The sequence below is a fragment of the Prochlorococcus sp. MIT 1318 genome, from assembly GCF_047304505.1.
GTDB lineage: Bacteria > Cyanobacteriota > Cyanobacteriia > PCC-6307 > Cyanobiaceae > Prochlorococcus > Prochlorococcus marinus_D.
Genome location: NZ_CP138958.1, coordinates 2,487,608 through 2,502,554, shown reverse-complemented (window position 1 = coordinate 2,502,554; position 14,947 = coordinate 2,487,608). Strand labels below are relative to the sequence as shown.

The window sequence follows — 14,947 nt, the reverse complement described above, 5'->3', positions numbered from 1 at the left end:
ATGCCTTCCAACAGAAACATCGATATTAGAGCCGGTATAGATACGTTTAGTGCAGAAGGGTGGGCTTACTACTCTTGATATGCAATTCATCGTCGGCTCATTACCCAAATATAATTACCAAATGGCACGTAACCAATTAAGGACTAATGTTGGTCAGCAGTTGAAGGTAGTACAGCCTTCACTTCATGACTCATTACTACTACAGCAACAGGAGCTTCAAGCACAACAACCACTTAGCATCAATAAGTCACTGAACCGTAGGTCTAAGCCAGCACCAAAATCAAAGGTAAAGAGTAATAGCTTAGAAGCTCCATATAAAACACCTCAAGCTAAACCTAGCAAGCCAACCCAACAGAACAAGGTTAAACCTCAAGTTAAGCAGCTAACACTTGAAGCTGAAAAGAAACCATCCCTAGCCAAGCGAAAGCAAGAGATGGTGGAGTGGCTAAAGAACGTACAAATTAACTAAATTAAACTCAACAGGGCCCGTCGTGCCCACTCAAATTACCATACTGACATGGGTTCGAATCATAATCCCAACAAGAACCATCTAAGTCACACCACACTCCAAATTCAATAGCTGAATCGTGCACCCTTACATCTCTATTACGTGGGCTTGAGAACATAGCCCGTATAACTGGTGTTAGTTCTGGTTGCTTCTTTGGTTTCTTTTGTTCCTCTTCAGCGATTGAAGGTAGTGATACAAGGAATGTTAGAAGTATGAGGATGCCAGGTGTTTTCACTAGACTTATGTATGTTTATATAGTATAGTTATCCTTGGAAGAAATTACCAGAAAAAATAATTTCAGATCGGGCTTAGGTTTTATGACACAAATGTCTGAAGCGGATAACGATGTGAAAAGGAACCATCCCTAGCCAAGCGGAAGCGAGAGATGGTGGAGTGGCTAGAGAACGTACAAATTAACTAAATTAAGCTATTGAGATGTGGCTACCTGATCACCTAAACCCTCCGACTTACAGGTCCAACAATAAATCCAACTCTATGATTTACAGGTCCTACAACAAAATCAACTTTATGAACAGGATCAATAATAAGATCTGGATGGATAACCACTCTCCGTTGATTTGATCGTGAAATTGTTGAACGATAGCCGTCCAACTTTGCAAATACACCACCACCGTTGATGGATTGTAGCTCTTCATTCGTAAGTTCGTTGTCAGTCATTGGTTTGAATGGTTGTGAGGGACTTATCCCTCTGATGTACACATCATCTACCAAATCAGCAACAACTCTGATAATCTGAGTCATCTTCAACTGTGATCTTAATCACAAGCTGAAAATGGTATAAAAAACCCCGCTCGATGGCGGGGTAATAAAGATCTCATTAAAGTAATCTGCATTTGCCGTAGACATGCATATGAGAATATATTCTATCTATAAGGATCAGCCTTAAATCAAAGACCAGGTCTTGGGTATGGGTCAGTAGGACCTGGGTTTGGGTAAGTAGGAATCTCGCTGATGATGATGATGTCGTTCATGATATGTCTAACTTTCCATCACCCCAAATGATGATGATGTCTTTCCAATCAAACTTTCCATCACCATCGCCAAACTTACGGTCGGCCCAGCCGCCTACTTTGTTGGCTACTTTTTTAGCCCAAGCCAATAAGCCACCACCAGTTATGAATGCCAGCTGTTCAGGAGTCAGCTCCATGTCTTCAAGCTCACTCATAACGAGTGCTTCAAATTCAGCTTCGGTGATCTGATTTTTAAAAGTAGTCATGATTAAAAATGAGTAATGTGTTTAAGTTCGTTGGAATCTCTTCCGCCGACAAACACACCATCTCCCAATTTCTCTACTACGTCATTGATTCCAATCATTGCTGGTTGTGACCTTGGTCACAGGTCCTATTAGGAATTACCAGAACTAGAATATTGGAGGAATCTACAGGATATTAGTTAGCGATATGCCGATGCTCAAATTTATTCTCGCCCTAGCGTTCCCTGCTCTTTCATTCTTTCATAAAGCTCATCTCCCTTTTGAGATTCACTCGCACCAGCTTCATTTACTCGAGGTAATTTACCTGTTTTAATTCTATGTTTTAATTCTTGCATCTTTTTAACTCCTCCTGATACAGCTTCCAGCTTGTCAATTGATAGTTCCTCGTTGATTCCTCCGTTTTCAGTTGGGTCAGTCATTAGGTGTAAATACTCTTCTTTAAGTATAGCCATCCCTTGAAGTACTCATCAGAACTGAAATATTGGAGAAATCTACCGGATATTAGCTAGCAGCGTTTACCGCCCCATTAACTACCAGTCTCGTTTACGCCCGACCCGCCGCTTACTGCCGCCAGTGTTGCTTCATCCAGTTCAACATCATCAAATTCATCTTCTGCATCAATCTCCATAACAAATTGCGATACTTCTTCCTTAGTAATTGACTCACCTAGCTCAATTGCTAGTTCAATAATCGCTTCAATACCCTTCTCTGGACTCTGAAGAAACAAGTTATAAAGTTCAACTTTCTTTTCCTTGCTTAGAGTTGCTTATACTTCCTTGAATTGTTCAAGAGTTGCTATTGGTATAAATCTTCTTTAATTAGCATATCCACCCTTTGATGAAATTGCCTGAAGAAGATAAAGTTCTTGTTGAAGCGAGGTTTTAGAGCGCAAATGTCTGAAGCGATATAACGTATGTAGACGGCCCTCATTGTCCCCATAGCCCCCCTGCAACGCACGGCTATATCTTTTAGACATGATCTGTTAGGGAAAACAAGGTGCGTTGAGTCTTGATCACCAGAGCAAAGGAACCTGCTTGATATTCACAAACCCCTATCCCTCATGGATTTTTCTTGTAGGGATTACTGCTGATTTGTGCGGATAACGTTGGTATAGCTGTTGGTATAGGTCTGATTCTCTATTCCTGAAAAGCTTTGCACTGCAAGAGATTTTAGAGACTGTTAGGGTAGTGCTCTCTAGTTGAAGTAGGTCTTGTTGGCGAGAGCTGGGCAGAGATCTCTAAGCATTATTGGATTGGTTTGATATAGCTGTTGGTCTAGGTGCCGTTCAGAAAGGTCCCGAACTACATCACTAAGGCTCGTCAAAGCTACATGCTGCAATGGGTAGTCCCTATGGATTTGATGAGCGTGATCGGCAAATCATTTTTAAAGAGCTAGGAGGGAAGACTCTGCATGAGGCAAGAGCCCGCCAGAAGGCTTCCTTGCAGAGAACTGATGCGCTGATTGCGCAGGCACGGGGGCAAGCTGCTTTGACTACTGATGAGCTGTTAGAGGTTCTGCCTGGGCTGACTCCTCATGCTGAGAAGGGTGATATGGCAGTCGGCCTTGAGATGTTGAGAGTTCAAGACCTCTTAACTAGTGAACAGGCCAAAAGAGGTTTTGATCTGCTCCAAGGCATCGAAAAGTCTGAGAGCTTGTTGATGCCAGAAGACTTGCTTGAGTTACGACGTCAGCAAAAAGAACCTGCCTCAAGAACCTACGTGCAGTGGGTCAAGGCTCTAGAAGCGTTCATGGATTTCTGCCAAGTAGCGAGCCCTCTTTCGTGTACGCGCGAAATGGCTGAGGCCTACAAACAAAAGTTGTTAGCTAGGGGATTAAGTAAGAACACTGTAAAAGTGCAGCTGGCTTATCTCTCAGGTCTATGGACCAGCTTGAGTGAAGCACGAGGTGTAGCGCATATTTTTAAGGGTTTGCCAGCTTTAGTGCGATTGACTCCTGGAGAGGTTGCTAGGCGCACAAGAAGATCAAGACACACAGACAACCAAAGACCTCTACATGCATCACACTCATCTGATGAACTCATTAAAGCATTTACTTTGCCTTGTTTTCTCGTCAAAAGGAATATTGTGTTGATGAACTAGTTCAATTATCTTAGCTTTGGCGACCAGTGTTCCCAAAGATTGACACATGAATCCTCAATCATTAGCAACTTAAATTGACTGTGAAATAAATCTGCAAATAAGGCTACCCTGGGGATTTTGGAGTGATTGATTCCTGCAGCATGAATAAGTCTATGGTGCCAAAAGATCAAATCACCCTTGTGAGCTAGAAGCTCTAATGGATTTATTTGATCTAATGTTTCTCTAAGTATAATTTTATGATCAAAGGTTTTTTGTTCACCGACTTTATTTATAAAAGAATAGTTCATTTTAAGGTGGCTTTCAGGCCAAACAGTGAATGCTCCTGCCCCAGGTGATGATATATCCATCAGGTACGTAACAACCCCAAGACTGAATGGATGGGAATCAACATGAGGGTAAAGAGGAAACTCTGATTGTCCTTGCGATGGTAAGGTCGCATATATACCTCTGATTTCTGTAGGTGTCAGTAAATTATTGAATCCGATCAATTGTTCGGCACTTAATATCAAATTAGGGTCCAAAAGAAAACCTTTGACAATCCAATCTTCTTTGGACTTTCTTCTGTCGAGCCATCTATATCCGCTGCGAATTAGACCATTACCAGAGCACTCTTCTTTGGGATTGAAAGGCCCATGCCAATTTCGTCCATTTTCATCAAGGCTCTTGCTTCTCGGCCATGACTCAAGAAAGCAATTTAATGCTTTATCGACCAAATCCTTTGAAAAGAAATTGCGCTTGACTAAAAAACCGTTATTAGCAAATTGCTTAATATCGTCTTGAGTTAGAATAAGAACTCACCTCAAAAAATATCCAGAGGGCAATTATATGGCTGGTAGAATTTATTACTTTCAAGATACTCTTTATCTTGATTTGTTAGTTTTATTGAAATTAGTGCCGACACTTCAACCACTTCACGAATTAAATCGCACATTTCTGGATCTGGTCCGTGAACGTCTCCAGTCGCACCCATATTGTCATGGTGGCATCCTCCTGAACAGACGTACTTGGCAAAGCAACTAGAGCAGTTATTACCATTATCTTTATGTAGAGTGGTTTGATGGTACTTACTCCGATTTAACTCGCCTTTGAAAATAGAACCAATTTTAGTAGATTCAGCTCCGACAAATCTATGGCATGGATATATGTCGCCAGAAGCAGATACGCCAACATAATGACGACCTGCTCCACAGGGGAAATGTGTTTTTTGTTGCTGTACAAATTGCTCTGAGTACCGAATGATTTTTCGGGCCCATGCTCCATTTACTATCAACTGATTTAGTTGTAGAGAGTCACGACTTTTTATTGCTTTGAGAATTTGATATGCTTCATCTTTTGCCTTTTGCATTGAGTAATGAAAGCGATGTAGGCCTTCTTCAACTTTTGACGAAGTATTGATTTCTTTTTCAGGTTGTTTTAATAAAGAGGGCGATGCGACAGTCAGATAAACTTGCTTGAATCCGAGTTTACTCAGATCTTGTTCTGCTTGGAACACATCTGCGTCATTAAAAACTGTCCCTCTACAGACTGTTTCAGGTATTTCCTTCAATAAGGCCTTTACTTTTGGTTCAATTAATTCATATGTTCCTCTTCCATTTGGTAATGGCCTTTGAGAGTCTTGAATGCGACGCCCTCCATCCATGCTGACCGTTACATGTACATCATTATCCTTTAAAAAATGTATTTTATCTTCGTCTAGAAGAGAGGCATTGGTGGTAATACTGTACTTGATCTTTTTATCATGTTTATTGGCTTGTTTGTTTGCATATTCTACAATATCTTGCATACCTTGAAAATTCAAAAGTGGCTCTCCACCGAAAAAACCTATCGCAATTGTATCTAATTCACCTGATGCAGTTATCAGCCAATCGATTGCACTCCTTGCCGTAATCGCAGACATATGACCTCTTTTGCCATAGGTTCCTCCAACTGGAGAACCTTCTTCTGCGCCATAACAGTAGACACAATTAAAATTACAATCCTGGCTTATAAAGAGAGCTATCTTATAAATATCTACTTTACTTGTAAGTTCTTCGAAATCCTGGTTATCTCTATTGGTAATCATATTAATTTCATTCAAAACTTTGATTTCTTCAGCTGAAGCCGTCTCTAGGCTCCTTGACTGAAGTGAGTGCAAAAGATTTATTTGTTTTTCGCTAGCAGCAAATGCACTCATCTTATTTGGCAGAATAACCAAATTACAATCATCATGTTTTGAAATATGATGTTGTTCTAGCTTGAGCATTTTAGGTATCGTGAAAAGTGAGTGGGAAAATTATATTAATATTCTTATAGATTGACATATGAGTCGTCAACAAACGCATTCATCTTCGCTGCCTGACCCGTCACATTTTATACCACGGCCGCTTGTAAAGCCTGTCTTAAAACTTTTAATAGCTGCAGTGAAAAATCTACCTCCTGAAGCTCTTCTTCGTGCTCCCCCAGCTACGGCGGTAAGCTCATTAGACGTTAACTCTCTCTCGTCATCTGACAAACCAAACTCAGAGATTGCCGCTTCTAGCTCTTCTAGTGAAAATTCGTAGCCTCGCTTGTTAAGCAATTCACGGCGCTCTTCTTTTGATCTGGCTTCTACAACTGATTGTGCATAGTCCTCGTCTGCATACATATTGGATACAAAAGCCTCAGCAGATTCTTTGCTCATCTCATCAAATTCTAAACATTTACTATAAAGCTTCTTTCTGTTGGCCTTACATTATTCGCAACAAAAAGTTACTCATATTGCTCTTTGAGTAATATGTTTAGAGAATGTCAAATCTTTATTTTGAGCCATCAAAGTTATGTTGAAGAGGGTTTTTGGTATTCCAAGCGTCTTATTGACCTTGAAATGGTTAATCATATGCTTCAATTCACTCGGTCAATTAGTGGGCTCGATGATTCTGACTCTGATCTAGTCTCAAATGGTCTAAAGCAAGGTTTTCTATCTCCATGTTTCCTTGTTAAGGAGCCCAGTATTTGGCCATTCCTATCATACCCGAAACTCATTTCAACCATCCGAAATTTGATTGGTCCATCAATACGGTTTTGTCATGGAGGTGATATTTTGTTTGCTCATAGATCTGGTTTTCCATTCCATCGAGATCTATGGTTTGACTTCTCTGAGCCGCCTAGTTGGGACTCTGGATTGAAAAATTTTAAATTTGTTAGAGCAATTACTTTCTTTCATGAGTATCGGCCTATAACATTTGGCTTGTACCCAGGCAGCCATCTAGTTAACAGTTGTTCCCGCAAGGCGATTTGGATTGATGTTAATCCAGGTGATGTTGTTTTTTTTGATCCACGTTTACTGCATTCTGGGTTGGCTTGCGACTTCCCTAAGTATGGTGCAATTCTTACATTTGCTTTTGAAAATAAGCATGCATATGATTATCACTTCTATAGGCAATTTGTTCAGATTCCCGATCGATATACTCCTCCTAGTAAATCATTTGTAGACTTTCTTTCAAAGTTATCTCTGTATTCACCTTCAATTATGGATCTGGCTCTACAAAATTTTTACAGGCAGCAGCTTGCTCATATCAGTCCTGCTGAACCGCCACAAGGTTATTTGTATACGCACTTCAACAATCGTACAGCATGTACTTAAACCATTAAGAATACTCTTCCATGAAGTTCTTAAGATGCTCACCCATGCCACTAATAGCTATTATCTTCAGACAAAGAGGTACTAATATAAATCTTGTTAATATATTTTAGGCACAAACAAGTAGAAGTCAATGACAGATGACATCCTCGATGAATGGTTAAAGGAGATTAGAGAAGAGACTCAAGACAAAGAAGATCCCCCAACGCCTACCCCCTTACAGCTGACTCCTCAACAACCTCGAGAGCGCCTCACACCAGAAGAGCTAATAATCAAGCGTTTCTTTGATGCTCTTGACTGAAAACCCTTGCAAGCACTAGAAAAAGACACCTACCCCCCTACTCTAAGAGGAAAGACAACAAAGACATACCAACACAATGACCACACTCACTACCGCAAAAGAAAAGCTTTGCCGCTCCATGCTCTGCAAAGTCAGCATCTACGAAAAGATGTTGCTAGCAGCACAAGAGGACAAAGACACAGAGACAATCAAACACCTCTACCTGCATCACACTCATCTGATGAACAGGCTTGAAAGGTTGCTCTGCTCAAAAGGATACACACCATTCACGAAAGACACAACAGCTCTTTAGCTCCCTATTACTGATGGTGAGGTGAACGAGCGAGCAAAGCGAGCGAGTGAACCACCATCTTTAATACAACTTCCTTAACTAGCTCTTACGTGAACAGAAGGAGTTGACGAATGAAGATCTCACTTGGCTTAGCCACTGACGACAAACCAATTGCTGAAGTTGATGCTACCTAATCGCTGCAAGCAAAAACATGCCAGATAATGAATGACCTTTTAATCGTTCAATCCCAGTGCAGCGTTCTCTTCGTCTTCCTCTGTCGCTTGCTGGTGCTGCTGCACTAGCCCTTTCCAGCACTCCCATCCAACCAGTAGCTGCTCAAGAAGAAGACGGCAGTGCAGCAGATCTAGGCGTGATGGAGATCAACCTTAAAGACGCTGTGCAGCACAAGTGGCGCTTTGAAGGTGCATTACAAGGAGCAGGAACACCTAATATGGTGGGTTTAGGCTTCTTTTCACCAATAGCTAAGACTGAAAAGAGCTTTTTATATATTGATGGAATTGTAAATGCTAATTTTTCAGACAGAGATATGGACAGCAGTATCGTTGAGACAACTGTTAAAGGTACTACTATCAGTACATCAACAAGAATTGGTTATAGATGGTTAAATAGTGACAAAAGATGGATTTATGGAGTAAATGCTGGGTATGACTCAAGACCTATTGCGACAGGGTATATGACAAATGGTATTGCATTATTGGATTCAGAACTTACGGCCTTTTTTCAACAGTTAGCTGTTGGATTAGAAGCCAAGTCGTCTAATTACCTTATGGATGCATATGCATTAGTGCCTATAGGCGAAACTGAACAATGGTTGAATTGGTATGCGGCAGGGGGGGCATTGAATACCTATGGTTTAGACATTGGTATTGTGATAGATGATAAGACAAGTGTTTATGCTGGTTATTATTATCAGGAGGGGGATCTTGGTGCTGGCAATAGTTCTGGCGTCAGAGGGAAGCTAAGGTATGAGCTAAATGATTATCTTTCGACATCTTTGAAAGCTTCCTATGATAAAGCTTTTGATGCGCGCATTTCGGCAAATATTATTCTTAAGTTTACCCCTAATCAAGGCAGTCCCAAATTTAATACAAGTCCCCTCAATGCCTTGCTAGAACAATCGCCAGGCAATCGGCAAGTAAGGGTGCATGATTGTCATTGGTATGATCCGGAATGTGATATTCACGTTATTGAAAGTGGTGGGAAGCATGCTGTCAATTGGGTTCATCATCATGTCGTTCAACCAGTCATCAATGGGGTTAAGTCGGATACGGAATCGACAAAGCAATGGCTGAAAAGAGAAACTGGATTAAGCATGGAAGAGATAGACCGAGCATTTCACGTGCTTGGCAAATCTATTAAAAAGGGAGTAACTGAAAAGGTGGCACAAAAAATAATGAAGAAAATAGCTCAGAAGATTTACAAGTGGGCAGACAATGTTGAGGAGGATAATGAGGCATTTAAAGAAATGACTGCTCAATTGAGAGAATTTGCAGAAAAAGCGGTTGAAGATGAGTATTATTACGGTAGTGACGCTATTGATGAGTTAATTCTTGAGGATCCAGAATTAACTCTTGAAGCTCTTGGAGAGGCTTCTGCTATTGCTGCGGAGTAGCCATATCGAATGAATCCTCTAGCCCCATCAGCCTGAATTTGTATTCACTGTCAGCGGGCGGCTCATCACCTTGGATGATCAGCACACGGCTTTTAGTCGCTTAACAATGGCTGAGCAGAATAGCCTCGACGACACTAAAAGCTAATCAGAAAGACGTATTAAAACAACACCTAGCTTTGGTGCCATACAGTTTCCTAATAATACGCCGACAAGTTCATAGGTTAAATACTTAGCGTAATTAGCTTATAGAGCCGGCATAGATGCAAATAGTTCAGAATGGTTAACTGATCTACTTATGATTTGCAAATCATCTTGAGTTGCCCATAAAGCGGCAATCATGGATGCTATCAATTATCCTATCCACTGAGCCCTTTCAAACCATAGACATTGAATGATCATTCATAAAGTCATGAGAAAACATTTTTTAGACAAAAACCTGCTAAAGAGATCATGATATCTGGCCTCAATGGAAAGGCGCTTCAGGTTTCCAAAGACGATATACCTGATCTGGCTGCAATTAAGGCTGTTTTGCCTCGTCAATGCTTGAATTGCAGCACCAACACTTCCCTTGCTTATCTAGCGCAGTCTCTGATTATACAGGCCATTGTGATTTTCATAGGGCTCTCCATTCCTCTTCGTGTTGAAATATTGCCTGTTTGGCTTCTCTACTGGCTTGTATCTGGCACAACAGCAATGGGCTTATGGGTCATCGCCCATGAATGCGGACACGGTGCTTTTTCGAAAAATAGGAAATTAGAAACATTCGTTGGATATGTGTTGCATTCGATGCTTCTTGTTCCTTATTTCTCATGGCAGCGTTCACATTTAGTTCATCATACCTATACAAACCATATCGCCAATGGTGAGACCCACGTGCCTTTGGTTATTCGTGGCAATGGAATTGATGAGCAAGCTGGTGGAGAAAAAGATATTGCCATGGCAAGCAAATTAGGAAAAGTTCAATATGGTTTAGTTCAGCTTGTGCTTCATCTGATTTTTGGCTGGCCAGCCTATTTGCTTATTGGGAAGACTGGAGGCCCAAAATATGGCCTATCGAATCACTTCTGGCCGATCGCACCTTTCTCTAAAAAATTGTGGACAAAAAAATGGATAAATAAAGTATGGCTTTCTGATTGGGGGATCTGCCTGACTTTGTTTGCTTTGATTGCCTGGAGCCTGCATGATGGCTTTGTTACTGTTTTCGCAATTTATATAGCTCCTCTGTTAGTAGTTAATATCTGGCTAGTGACCTACACTTGGTTGCATCATACTGATACTGATGTTCCCCACCTTGGAAGTTCAGAATTTTCCCAATTGCGAGGTGCATTCCTATCGATCGATAGGCCATATGGAAAAGTAATTGATTTCCTCCATCACAAGATAGGCTCTACTCATGCCATTCATCACATCGCACCTTGGATGCCTCATTACCATGCGAGCAAAGCTACTGTTGCCCTGAAAAATGCTTTCCCAAAGGTCTACCTTTACAATCCCACGCCAATTCTTCAGGCTCTTTGGCTTATTTCTACTAATTGCATAGCTGTCACTCGGGAAGAGAGCAGTGGGCGCTATCTATGGAAAAATCCTTGGTGAGAGCACGTGGATCGGAGAAGATCCATTGACTGGCTTAATATCTATCTAGTCAATTTTAGACGGATTATCTATAGCCAATAGATACTCATGCTCCATGGCTTTTTTATAGGGATTATTCCTGATATCTGAGGATAATGTTTGTAAGGCTTTTGCTAAAGGCTTGATACTCTATTTCTGAAAAGGATTGCACTGCAAGAGATTTCTTAGGGTGTTGGAGTAAAGCCGATTTGTTAAATTAGATCTTGTTAGCGAGTGCGGTGCAGACGTCTCTATGAATCACATCAAGACCATCTATTGTTTTGTAGTGCATGTCAGTGAATAGAATTTGTATAATATCTGATCATAGGATTCTCCCTAGCCAGGGCTAAGATGCTTCAGATGTAGCGGTAATCAATCATCTACGGAGACGTAACGTGTCCATTCCTCCTTTCTATGTTGTTGATGGTAGAAAACAACAAAGGGAAAGTTGAACTTATAATGAGTTTTGTTCAAGTGTTTGTTCACCCAGTAACAGCCTATCTGATAGTTATTTCTAAACATCTCGTCGTTGTCTGAATAAATGTCTACGATTGAAGTGTCACCATTTAGGTGTTCCTCTATGAAGGTCTCTTTGTCTTCGAAGACGTCGATCAGAAAAATCTCATAGGTGTTTCTGGTTATACCAACCCTCATTAGTTCTTCGATAACCTCATCGTCCATATAGTCAAACCTCCAGCTACCATTATCCTCATCAGAAGGTTTAATTTCTTCATCCTTAGACAAAAGGATTGCCAAGTCAGTTTTGTCCTTAGTCATGCCTCTCTAAGCGGGAGAATAAAAACGGTTGTTTTAAGGAGCTTCTCACGATGTCAACCTGTTGACCATCATAACCATCACCTTCTAGGACATCATCAGTTAATGATTCACTCAAGTGTAGCTGAGTGTGATTCTTCTTAGGGGTGGGGTGGTTGTCACTACTAGCAATAGTCTCCAACCCGCCATCTTCGATACATTGCTTTTCGTTAGTTTCTATTGATCGTTAGTTATCAGTCTAAAGCTGATCGAAAGCTAGCCTGATCGGGCTACATGCTGCCATCCAGGGATATAGATCCTAGTTGACCTCACAGTGCTTTTGATAATCCTGTTTGGTTAAACCTGAGCCTGAGCCTTGAGGGTTTTTATTCTTTAACTTATGTTGTGCTAATTCTGGAGGTAATTTAAGTTGATCTCTCAGATGATCTAGCTCTTCACCTTTTAGATACTCATAACCACCATCACATTTCACTTTGACCCAAGATTCACCATCTAAGCAAATGACCTTGCTTCTCGAATGATCCTTTCTCATAGGTGTTTGTACTTCGAAGATATTCTAGTACTTCGCAAGTATGTCCATGGAACAATAGAAAAATACTTTAAGGCAAGCATCGTGTGTAGAAGTGCCCATTTCCCCTTTGGCAACTCTTTTGACAATAGATATACTGGTCGAAAGCCGAATAGAAAGAATAACTATTTAGACCTAAAGCTTCTCTGCTTGTTTTATAAACCGAATTTTGGCACTATTCCTCCCATGCCAATTAGATAGGATAATGCGGCCAAAATTATAAAAGACACTACTATTTGCAGAGGAAGCTGCAGCAATTCTTTTGAGGTCGGTAGCGGAGAGAGGTTGGGCATTTGGTCACGGGCATCCTCTTCTTCGTTGGGCATGGAATGTTTTTCTCGGAACGGTAATAATTCATCCTAACCAATCCATGCTTGCGCTCGATGACTTCTTACAATTCTTCTAACTTCTCACTTTTTTTCTTGCACTCCTATGCTAAGGATGTTAATACGAAAACAGTTGTTTTTCCCTTTTGTCTTTACCTAGCGCTGTCTTCTTCCTATTCGCAACCTTGCTAATATTTTTTGTAGTGGCAGTGATGTTTAATTCACTAGTCGCCAAAAAGAACCGAGTTAAAAACGCCTTTGCATCTGTAGATGTTCAACTCAAGAAGCGATATGACCTTGTCCCGAACCTCATAGCAATAGTTAATCAGTATATGCAGCATGAGCAAGCTACCCTCACCAAGTTAACTGAGCTTCGAGGCTTGGCCCAGAGTGGCAGGCTCGGCACACGTGGCCGGGTTGAGCTGGAAAATCAATTCTCCCAGGCCATGGAGTCAATTATGCTTTCAGTTGAGAATTATCCAGATCTTAAGGCGAGCCAAAATTTTCTTGTTCTTCAGGGATCCTTGAATGAGATCGAGGAGCAGCTTTCTGCCGCTCGACGTACCTTTAATGCCGCAACCACTGACTACAACGACGCCATTGAAATGTTTCCTAGTAATCTTTTGGCTGGGCTGATCGGCTATCGACTTCGCCCTCTTTTTGAAATGCCTGCTATCGAAAGAGAGAACCCTAACGCGGCTAAACTATTTGCTGGCTAATGGTGAATCAACGATCCTTTTTTGCTGGTCAACCTTCTTATTTCCGCCAGGAGATTATGCCAGTTTTACGGATATTTGAAGACAGACGAAAGCTCATTCTGCAGAAAATATTGAAGATTATATTCTTAATCGCCTTGTTGATAATTGCTGTTGTCACTCTGCTAACTTTTCAGCTAATCTCGCAGATAGAAGCTTTTATTTTGCTTCCCGTAGTGGTGGTTGTCTTTGTCATCGTCTACAGGCAACTGACCAAGCAATATAAGATGCAGTTCAAGCTGCAGGTTATTACAGCGATCGTTAACTTCTTTGATTCAACTCTTCAATATGATCCACACGGTCGAGTGTCTAAGTCTCAGTTTGTGCAAAGTGGGTTATTTAATACTTCTCCTGATCGTTACCGTGGCGAGGATCGGGTTTTTGGTACTTTGGGAAAGACCCTTATAGAGTTTAGCGAGGTTCATGCGGAATATCAGTCTCAGATCAGCGATTCTGATGGATCTACGCAAACCTCATGGCGCACGATTTTCAAGGGTTTGTTTTTCGTCGCAGACTTCAATAAGCAAATTAAAGGTACCACGGTTGTGCTTCCAGATGTAGCCGAACGTCTTTTTGGGGGTGTTGGAAAATTTTTTCAAAACATTCAAAAGATTGGCCGACATCCCGAATTGATCACTCTGGAAGATCCTGCTTTCGAGAAGTATTTTGTGGTTTACGGGGATGATCAAAATGAAGCGAGATACATCCTCACCCCGAACCTTATGGAGCGGATTGTTTCATTTCGGCAGCGAACCGGACAAAGACTTCGTCTTTCTTTTTGTGGACAGAACGTTTATGTGGCCATCCCGAGCGACCATGACATGTTCGAGGCCAGAGTTTTTCGCACCCTTTGGAGCAAGACACTGATCAAGAGCTATGTGGACGACATGGCTATGGCGATAGGTTTGGTTGAAGAGCTCAATCTCAACCGTCGTGTTTGGACGAAGCCATGAATTTTTAAATGTTAAAAATGCTCATGCGGAAGAGTTGTTCTGGTTACAGCCTTTAAAGCACCTGCACCACTTCACTGACTTCGGGGATCATTTCGCGCAACTTGCGTTCGATACCCATTTTTAGGGTCATGGTGCTACTAGGGCAGCTGCCGCAAGCACCTTGAAGACGCACTTTCACTACAGGCCCATCAATTTCGACGATTTCTACATTGCCACCATCTGCCATAAGAAAGGGCCGTAATTCATCGAGAACGGTTTCTACGTTCTCGTTGGTGAGGGCCATGGCTTCTGTACTCATGGATGTTCTATACGTTTG

20 protein-coding genes are annotated in these 14,947 nt (G+C 41.4%); 9 read left to right on the top strand and 11 right to left on the bottom strand.

Going from position 1 to position 14,947, the window contains the following annotated elements; all coding sequences use genetic code 11:
* Window positions 1-79: 79 nt before the first annotated feature.
* Window positions 80-469 carry a hypothetical protein gene (locus SIB66_RS12575; protein WP_236070176.1) on the top strand — a complete coding sequence of 130 codons (390 nt, stop codon included), beginning with the start codon at window positions 80-82 and terminating at the stop codon, window positions 467-469.
* Window positions 470-961: 492 nt separating this feature from the next.
* Here the strand turns inward: SIB66_RS12575 and SIB66_RS12570 are convergent, their stop codons facing one another.
* The 4 genes from SIB66_RS12570 to SIB66_RS12555 form a co-directional block, all read right to left on the bottom strand.
* Window positions 962-1,186 carry a CCRG-2 family RiPP gene (locus tag SIB66_RS12570; protein ID WP_236070177.1) on the bottom strand — a complete coding sequence of 75 codons (225 nt, stop codon included), beginning with the start codon at window positions 1,184-1,186 and terminating at the stop codon, window positions 962-964.
* 310 nt (window positions 1,187-1,496) lie between these two features.
* Complete coding sequence (locus SIB66_RS12565; protein ID WP_063406056.1) at window positions 1,497-1,745, bottom strand: hypothetical protein; 249 nt, start codon at window positions 1,743-1,745, stop codon at window positions 1,497-1,499.
* A gap of 200 nt (window positions 1,746-1,945) precedes the next feature.
* Window positions 1,946-2,194: a hypothetical protein gene (locus SIB66_RS12560; RefSeq protein WP_063406057.1), complete on the bottom strand. Its 249-nt coding sequence runs from the start codon at window positions 2,192-2,194 to the stop codon at window positions 1,946-1,948.
* A 74-nt stretch (window positions 2,195-2,268) separates the two neighbouring features.
* Window positions 2,269-2,469: a hypothetical protein gene (locus tag SIB66_RS12555; protein WP_063406058.1), complete on the bottom strand. Its 201-nt coding sequence runs from the start codon at window positions 2,467-2,469 to the stop codon at window positions 2,269-2,271.
* Window positions 2,470-3,079: 610 nt separating this feature from the next.
* Between SIB66_RS12555 and SIB66_RS12550 the strand changes: the two genes are divergently transcribed.
* The gene (locus SIB66_RS12550) at window positions 3,080-3,841 is read left to right on the top strand and encodes a phage integrase N-terminal SAM-like domain-containing protein (protein ID WP_063406059.1); all 762 of its coding nucleotides are present in this window, start codon (window positions 3,080-3,082) and stop codon (window positions 3,839-3,841) included.
* 5 nt (window positions 3,842-3,846) lie between these two features.
* Here SIB66_RS12550 and SIB66_RS12545 read toward each other — a convergent pair whose 3' ends face one another.
* The 3 genes from SIB66_RS12545 to SIB66_RS12535 all read right to left on the bottom strand — a co-directional run bounded on the left by SIB66_RS12545 (window position 3,847) and on the right by SIB66_RS12535 (window position 6,500).
* Entirely contained in the window at window positions 3,847-4,554 is a 708-nt protein-coding gene (locus tag SIB66_RS12545) for a phytanoyl-CoA dioxygenase family protein (protein ID WP_063406060.1), read from the bottom strand.
* 86 nt (window positions 4,555-4,640) lie between these two features.
* Window positions 4,641-6,083: a radical SAM/SPASM domain-containing protein gene (locus SIB66_RS12540; RefSeq protein ID WP_063421492.1), complete on the bottom strand. Its 1,443-nt coding sequence runs from the start codon at window positions 6,081-6,083 to the stop codon at window positions 4,641-4,643.
* 66 nt (window positions 6,084-6,149) lie between these two features.
* On the bottom strand, window positions 6,150-6,500 hold the full coding sequence (locus tag SIB66_RS12535; protein WP_063406062.1) for a Nif11-like leader peptide family RiPP precursor: 351 nt from the start codon (window positions 6,498-6,500) through the stop codon (window positions 6,150-6,152).
* A gap of 480 nt (window positions 6,501-6,980) precedes the next feature.
* On the opposite strand from SIB66_RS12535, the gene SIB66_RS12530 reads away from it, so the two are divergent.
* From SIB66_RS12530 to SIB66_RS12510, 5 genes are all read left to right on the top strand, one after another.
* Window positions 6,981-7,442 (top strand): hypothetical protein, encoded by a 462-nt coding sequence (locus SIB66_RS12530; RefSeq protein ID WP_413681321.1) that lies wholly within the window; start codon window positions 6,981-6,983, stop codon window positions 7,440-7,442.
* Between the two features lie 130 nt (window positions 7,443-7,572).
* On the top strand, window positions 7,573-7,740 hold the full coding sequence (locus tag SIB66_RS12525) for a hypothetical protein (protein ID WP_236070180.1): 168 nt from the start codon (window positions 7,573-7,575) through the stop codon (window positions 7,738-7,740).
* Between the two features lie 76 nt (window positions 7,741-7,816).
* Window positions 7,817-8,032, top strand: a complete 216-nt coding sequence (locus tag SIB66_RS12520) for a hypothetical protein (protein WP_063406063.1) — start codon at window positions 7,817-7,819, stop codon at window positions 8,030-8,032.
* Between the two features lie 229 nt (window positions 8,033-8,261).
* The gene (locus SIB66_RS12515; RefSeq protein ID WP_063421494.1) at window positions 8,262-9,644 is read left to right on the top strand and encodes a hypothetical protein; all 1,383 of its coding nucleotides are present in this window, start codon (window positions 8,262-8,264) and stop codon (window positions 9,642-9,644) included.
* A gap of 450 nt (window positions 9,645-10,094) precedes the next feature.
* Window positions 10,095-11,237 (top strand): fatty acid desaturase, encoded by a 1,143-nt coding sequence (locus tag SIB66_RS12510; protein WP_063406065.1) that lies wholly within the window; start codon window positions 10,095-10,097, stop codon window positions 11,235-11,237.
* A 390-nt stretch (window positions 11,238-11,627) separates the two neighbouring features.
* Here the strand turns inward: SIB66_RS12510 and SIB66_RS12505 are convergent, their stop codons facing one another.
* The 3 genes from SIB66_RS12505 to SIB66_RS12495 form a co-directional block, all read right to left on the bottom strand.
* A complete protein-coding gene (locus SIB66_RS12505; RefSeq protein ID WP_063406066.1) occupies window positions 11,628-12,032 on the bottom strand; it encodes a hypothetical protein in 405 nt (134 codons plus the stop codon).
* A 295-nt stretch (window positions 12,033-12,327) separates the two neighbouring features.
* Entirely contained in the window at window positions 12,328-12,561 is a 234-nt protein-coding gene (locus SIB66_RS12500) for a hypothetical protein (RefSeq protein ID WP_063406067.1), read from the bottom strand.
* A 191-nt stretch (window positions 12,562-12,752) separates the two neighbouring features.
* Complete coding sequence (locus SIB66_RS12495; protein WP_236073692.1) at window positions 12,753-12,923, bottom strand: hypothetical protein; 171 nt, start codon at window positions 12,921-12,923, stop codon at window positions 12,753-12,755.
* Between the two features lie 212 nt (window positions 12,924-13,135).
* Here SIB66_RS12495 and SIB66_RS12490 point away from each other — a divergent pair, with 212 nt between their 5' ends.
* The gene (locus SIB66_RS12490; RefSeq protein WP_063406068.1) at window positions 13,136-13,642 is read left to right on the top strand and encodes a LemA family protein; all 507 of its coding nucleotides are present in this window, start codon (window positions 13,136-13,138) and stop codon (window positions 13,640-13,642) included.
* The gene (locus SIB66_RS12485; protein WP_063421496.1) at window positions 13,642-14,631 is read left to right on the top strand and encodes a DUF3137 domain-containing protein; all 990 of its coding nucleotides are present in this window, start codon (window positions 13,642-13,644) and stop codon (window positions 14,629-14,631) included. Before SIB66_RS12490 ends, SIB66_RS12485 begins: the two co-directional genes overlap by 1 nt.
* A gap of 52 nt (window positions 14,632-14,683) precedes the next feature.
* On the opposite strand, the gene SIB66_RS12480 is transcribed toward SIB66_RS12485, so the two are convergent.
* Window positions 14,684-14,929, bottom strand: coding sequence for a NifU family protein (locus tag SIB66_RS12480; protein WP_011129633.1), 246 nt, complete (start codon window positions 14,927-14,929; stop codon window positions 14,684-14,686).
* Window positions 14,930-14,947 lie beyond the last annotated feature (18 nt).

Bases quoted from the DNA above. Each gene is read 5' to 3' on its own strand.
- SIB66_RS12525 (WP_236070180.1), top strand. From the start codon at position 7,573: ATGACAGATGACATCCTCGATGAATGGTTAAAGGAGATTAGAGAAGAG.
- SIB66_RS12540 (WP_063421492.1), bottom strand. From the start codon at position 6,083: ATGCTCAAGCTAGAACAACATCATATTTCAAAACATGATGATTGTAAT.
- SIB66_RS12550 (WP_063406059.1), top strand. From the start codon at position 3,080: ATGGGTAGTCCCTATGGATTTGATGAGCGTGATCGGCAAATCATTTTT.
- SIB66_RS12575 (WP_236070176.1), top strand. From the start codon at position 80: ATGCAATTCATCGTCGGCTCATTACCCAAATATAATTACCAAATGGCA.
- SIB66_RS12480 (WP_011129633.1), bottom strand. From the start codon at position 14,929: ATGAGTACAGAAGCCATGGCCCTCACCAACGAGAACGTAGAAACCGTT.
- SIB66_RS12500 (WP_063406067.1), bottom strand. From the start codon at position 12,561: ATGAGAAAGGATCATTCGAGAAGCAAGGTCATTTGCTTAGATGGTGAA.
- SIB66_RS12495 (WP_236073692.1), bottom strand. From the start codon at position 12,923: ATGCCCAACGAAGAAGAGGATGCCCGTGACCAAATGCCCAACCTCTCT.
- SIB66_RS12535 (WP_063406062.1), bottom strand. From the start codon at position 6,500: ATGAGCAAAGAATCTGCTGAGGCTTTTGTATCCAATATGTATGCAGAC.
- SIB66_RS12570 (WP_236070177.1), bottom strand. From the start codon at position 1,186: ATGACTGACAACGAACTTACGAATGAAGAGCTACAATCCATCAACGGT.
- SIB66_RS12510 (WP_063406065.1), top strand. From the start codon at position 10,095: ATGATATCTGGCCTCAATGGAAAGGCGCTTCAGGTTTCCAAAGACGAT.
- SIB66_RS12560 (WP_063406057.1), bottom strand. From the start codon at position 2,194: ATGGCTATACTTAAAGAAGAGTATTTACACCTAATGACTGACCCAACT.
- SIB66_RS12485 (WP_063421496.1), top strand. From the start codon at position 13,642: ATGGTGAATCAACGATCCTTTTTTGCTGGTCAACCTTCTTATTTCCGC.
- SIB66_RS12505 (WP_063406066.1), bottom strand. From the start codon at position 12,032: ATGACTAAGGACAAAACTGACTTGGCAATCCTTTTGTCTAAGGATGAA.
- SIB66_RS12520 (WP_063406063.1), top strand. From the start codon at position 7,817: ATGACCACACTCACTACCGCAAAAGAAAAGCTTTGCCGCTCCATGCTC.
- SIB66_RS12565 (WP_063406056.1), bottom strand. From the start codon at position 1,745: ATGACTACTTTTAAAAATCAGATCACCGAAGCTGAATTTGAAGCACTC.
- SIB66_RS12490 (WP_063406068.1), top strand. From the start codon at position 13,136: ATGTTTAATTCACTAGTCGCCAAAAAGAACCGAGTTAAAAACGCCTTT.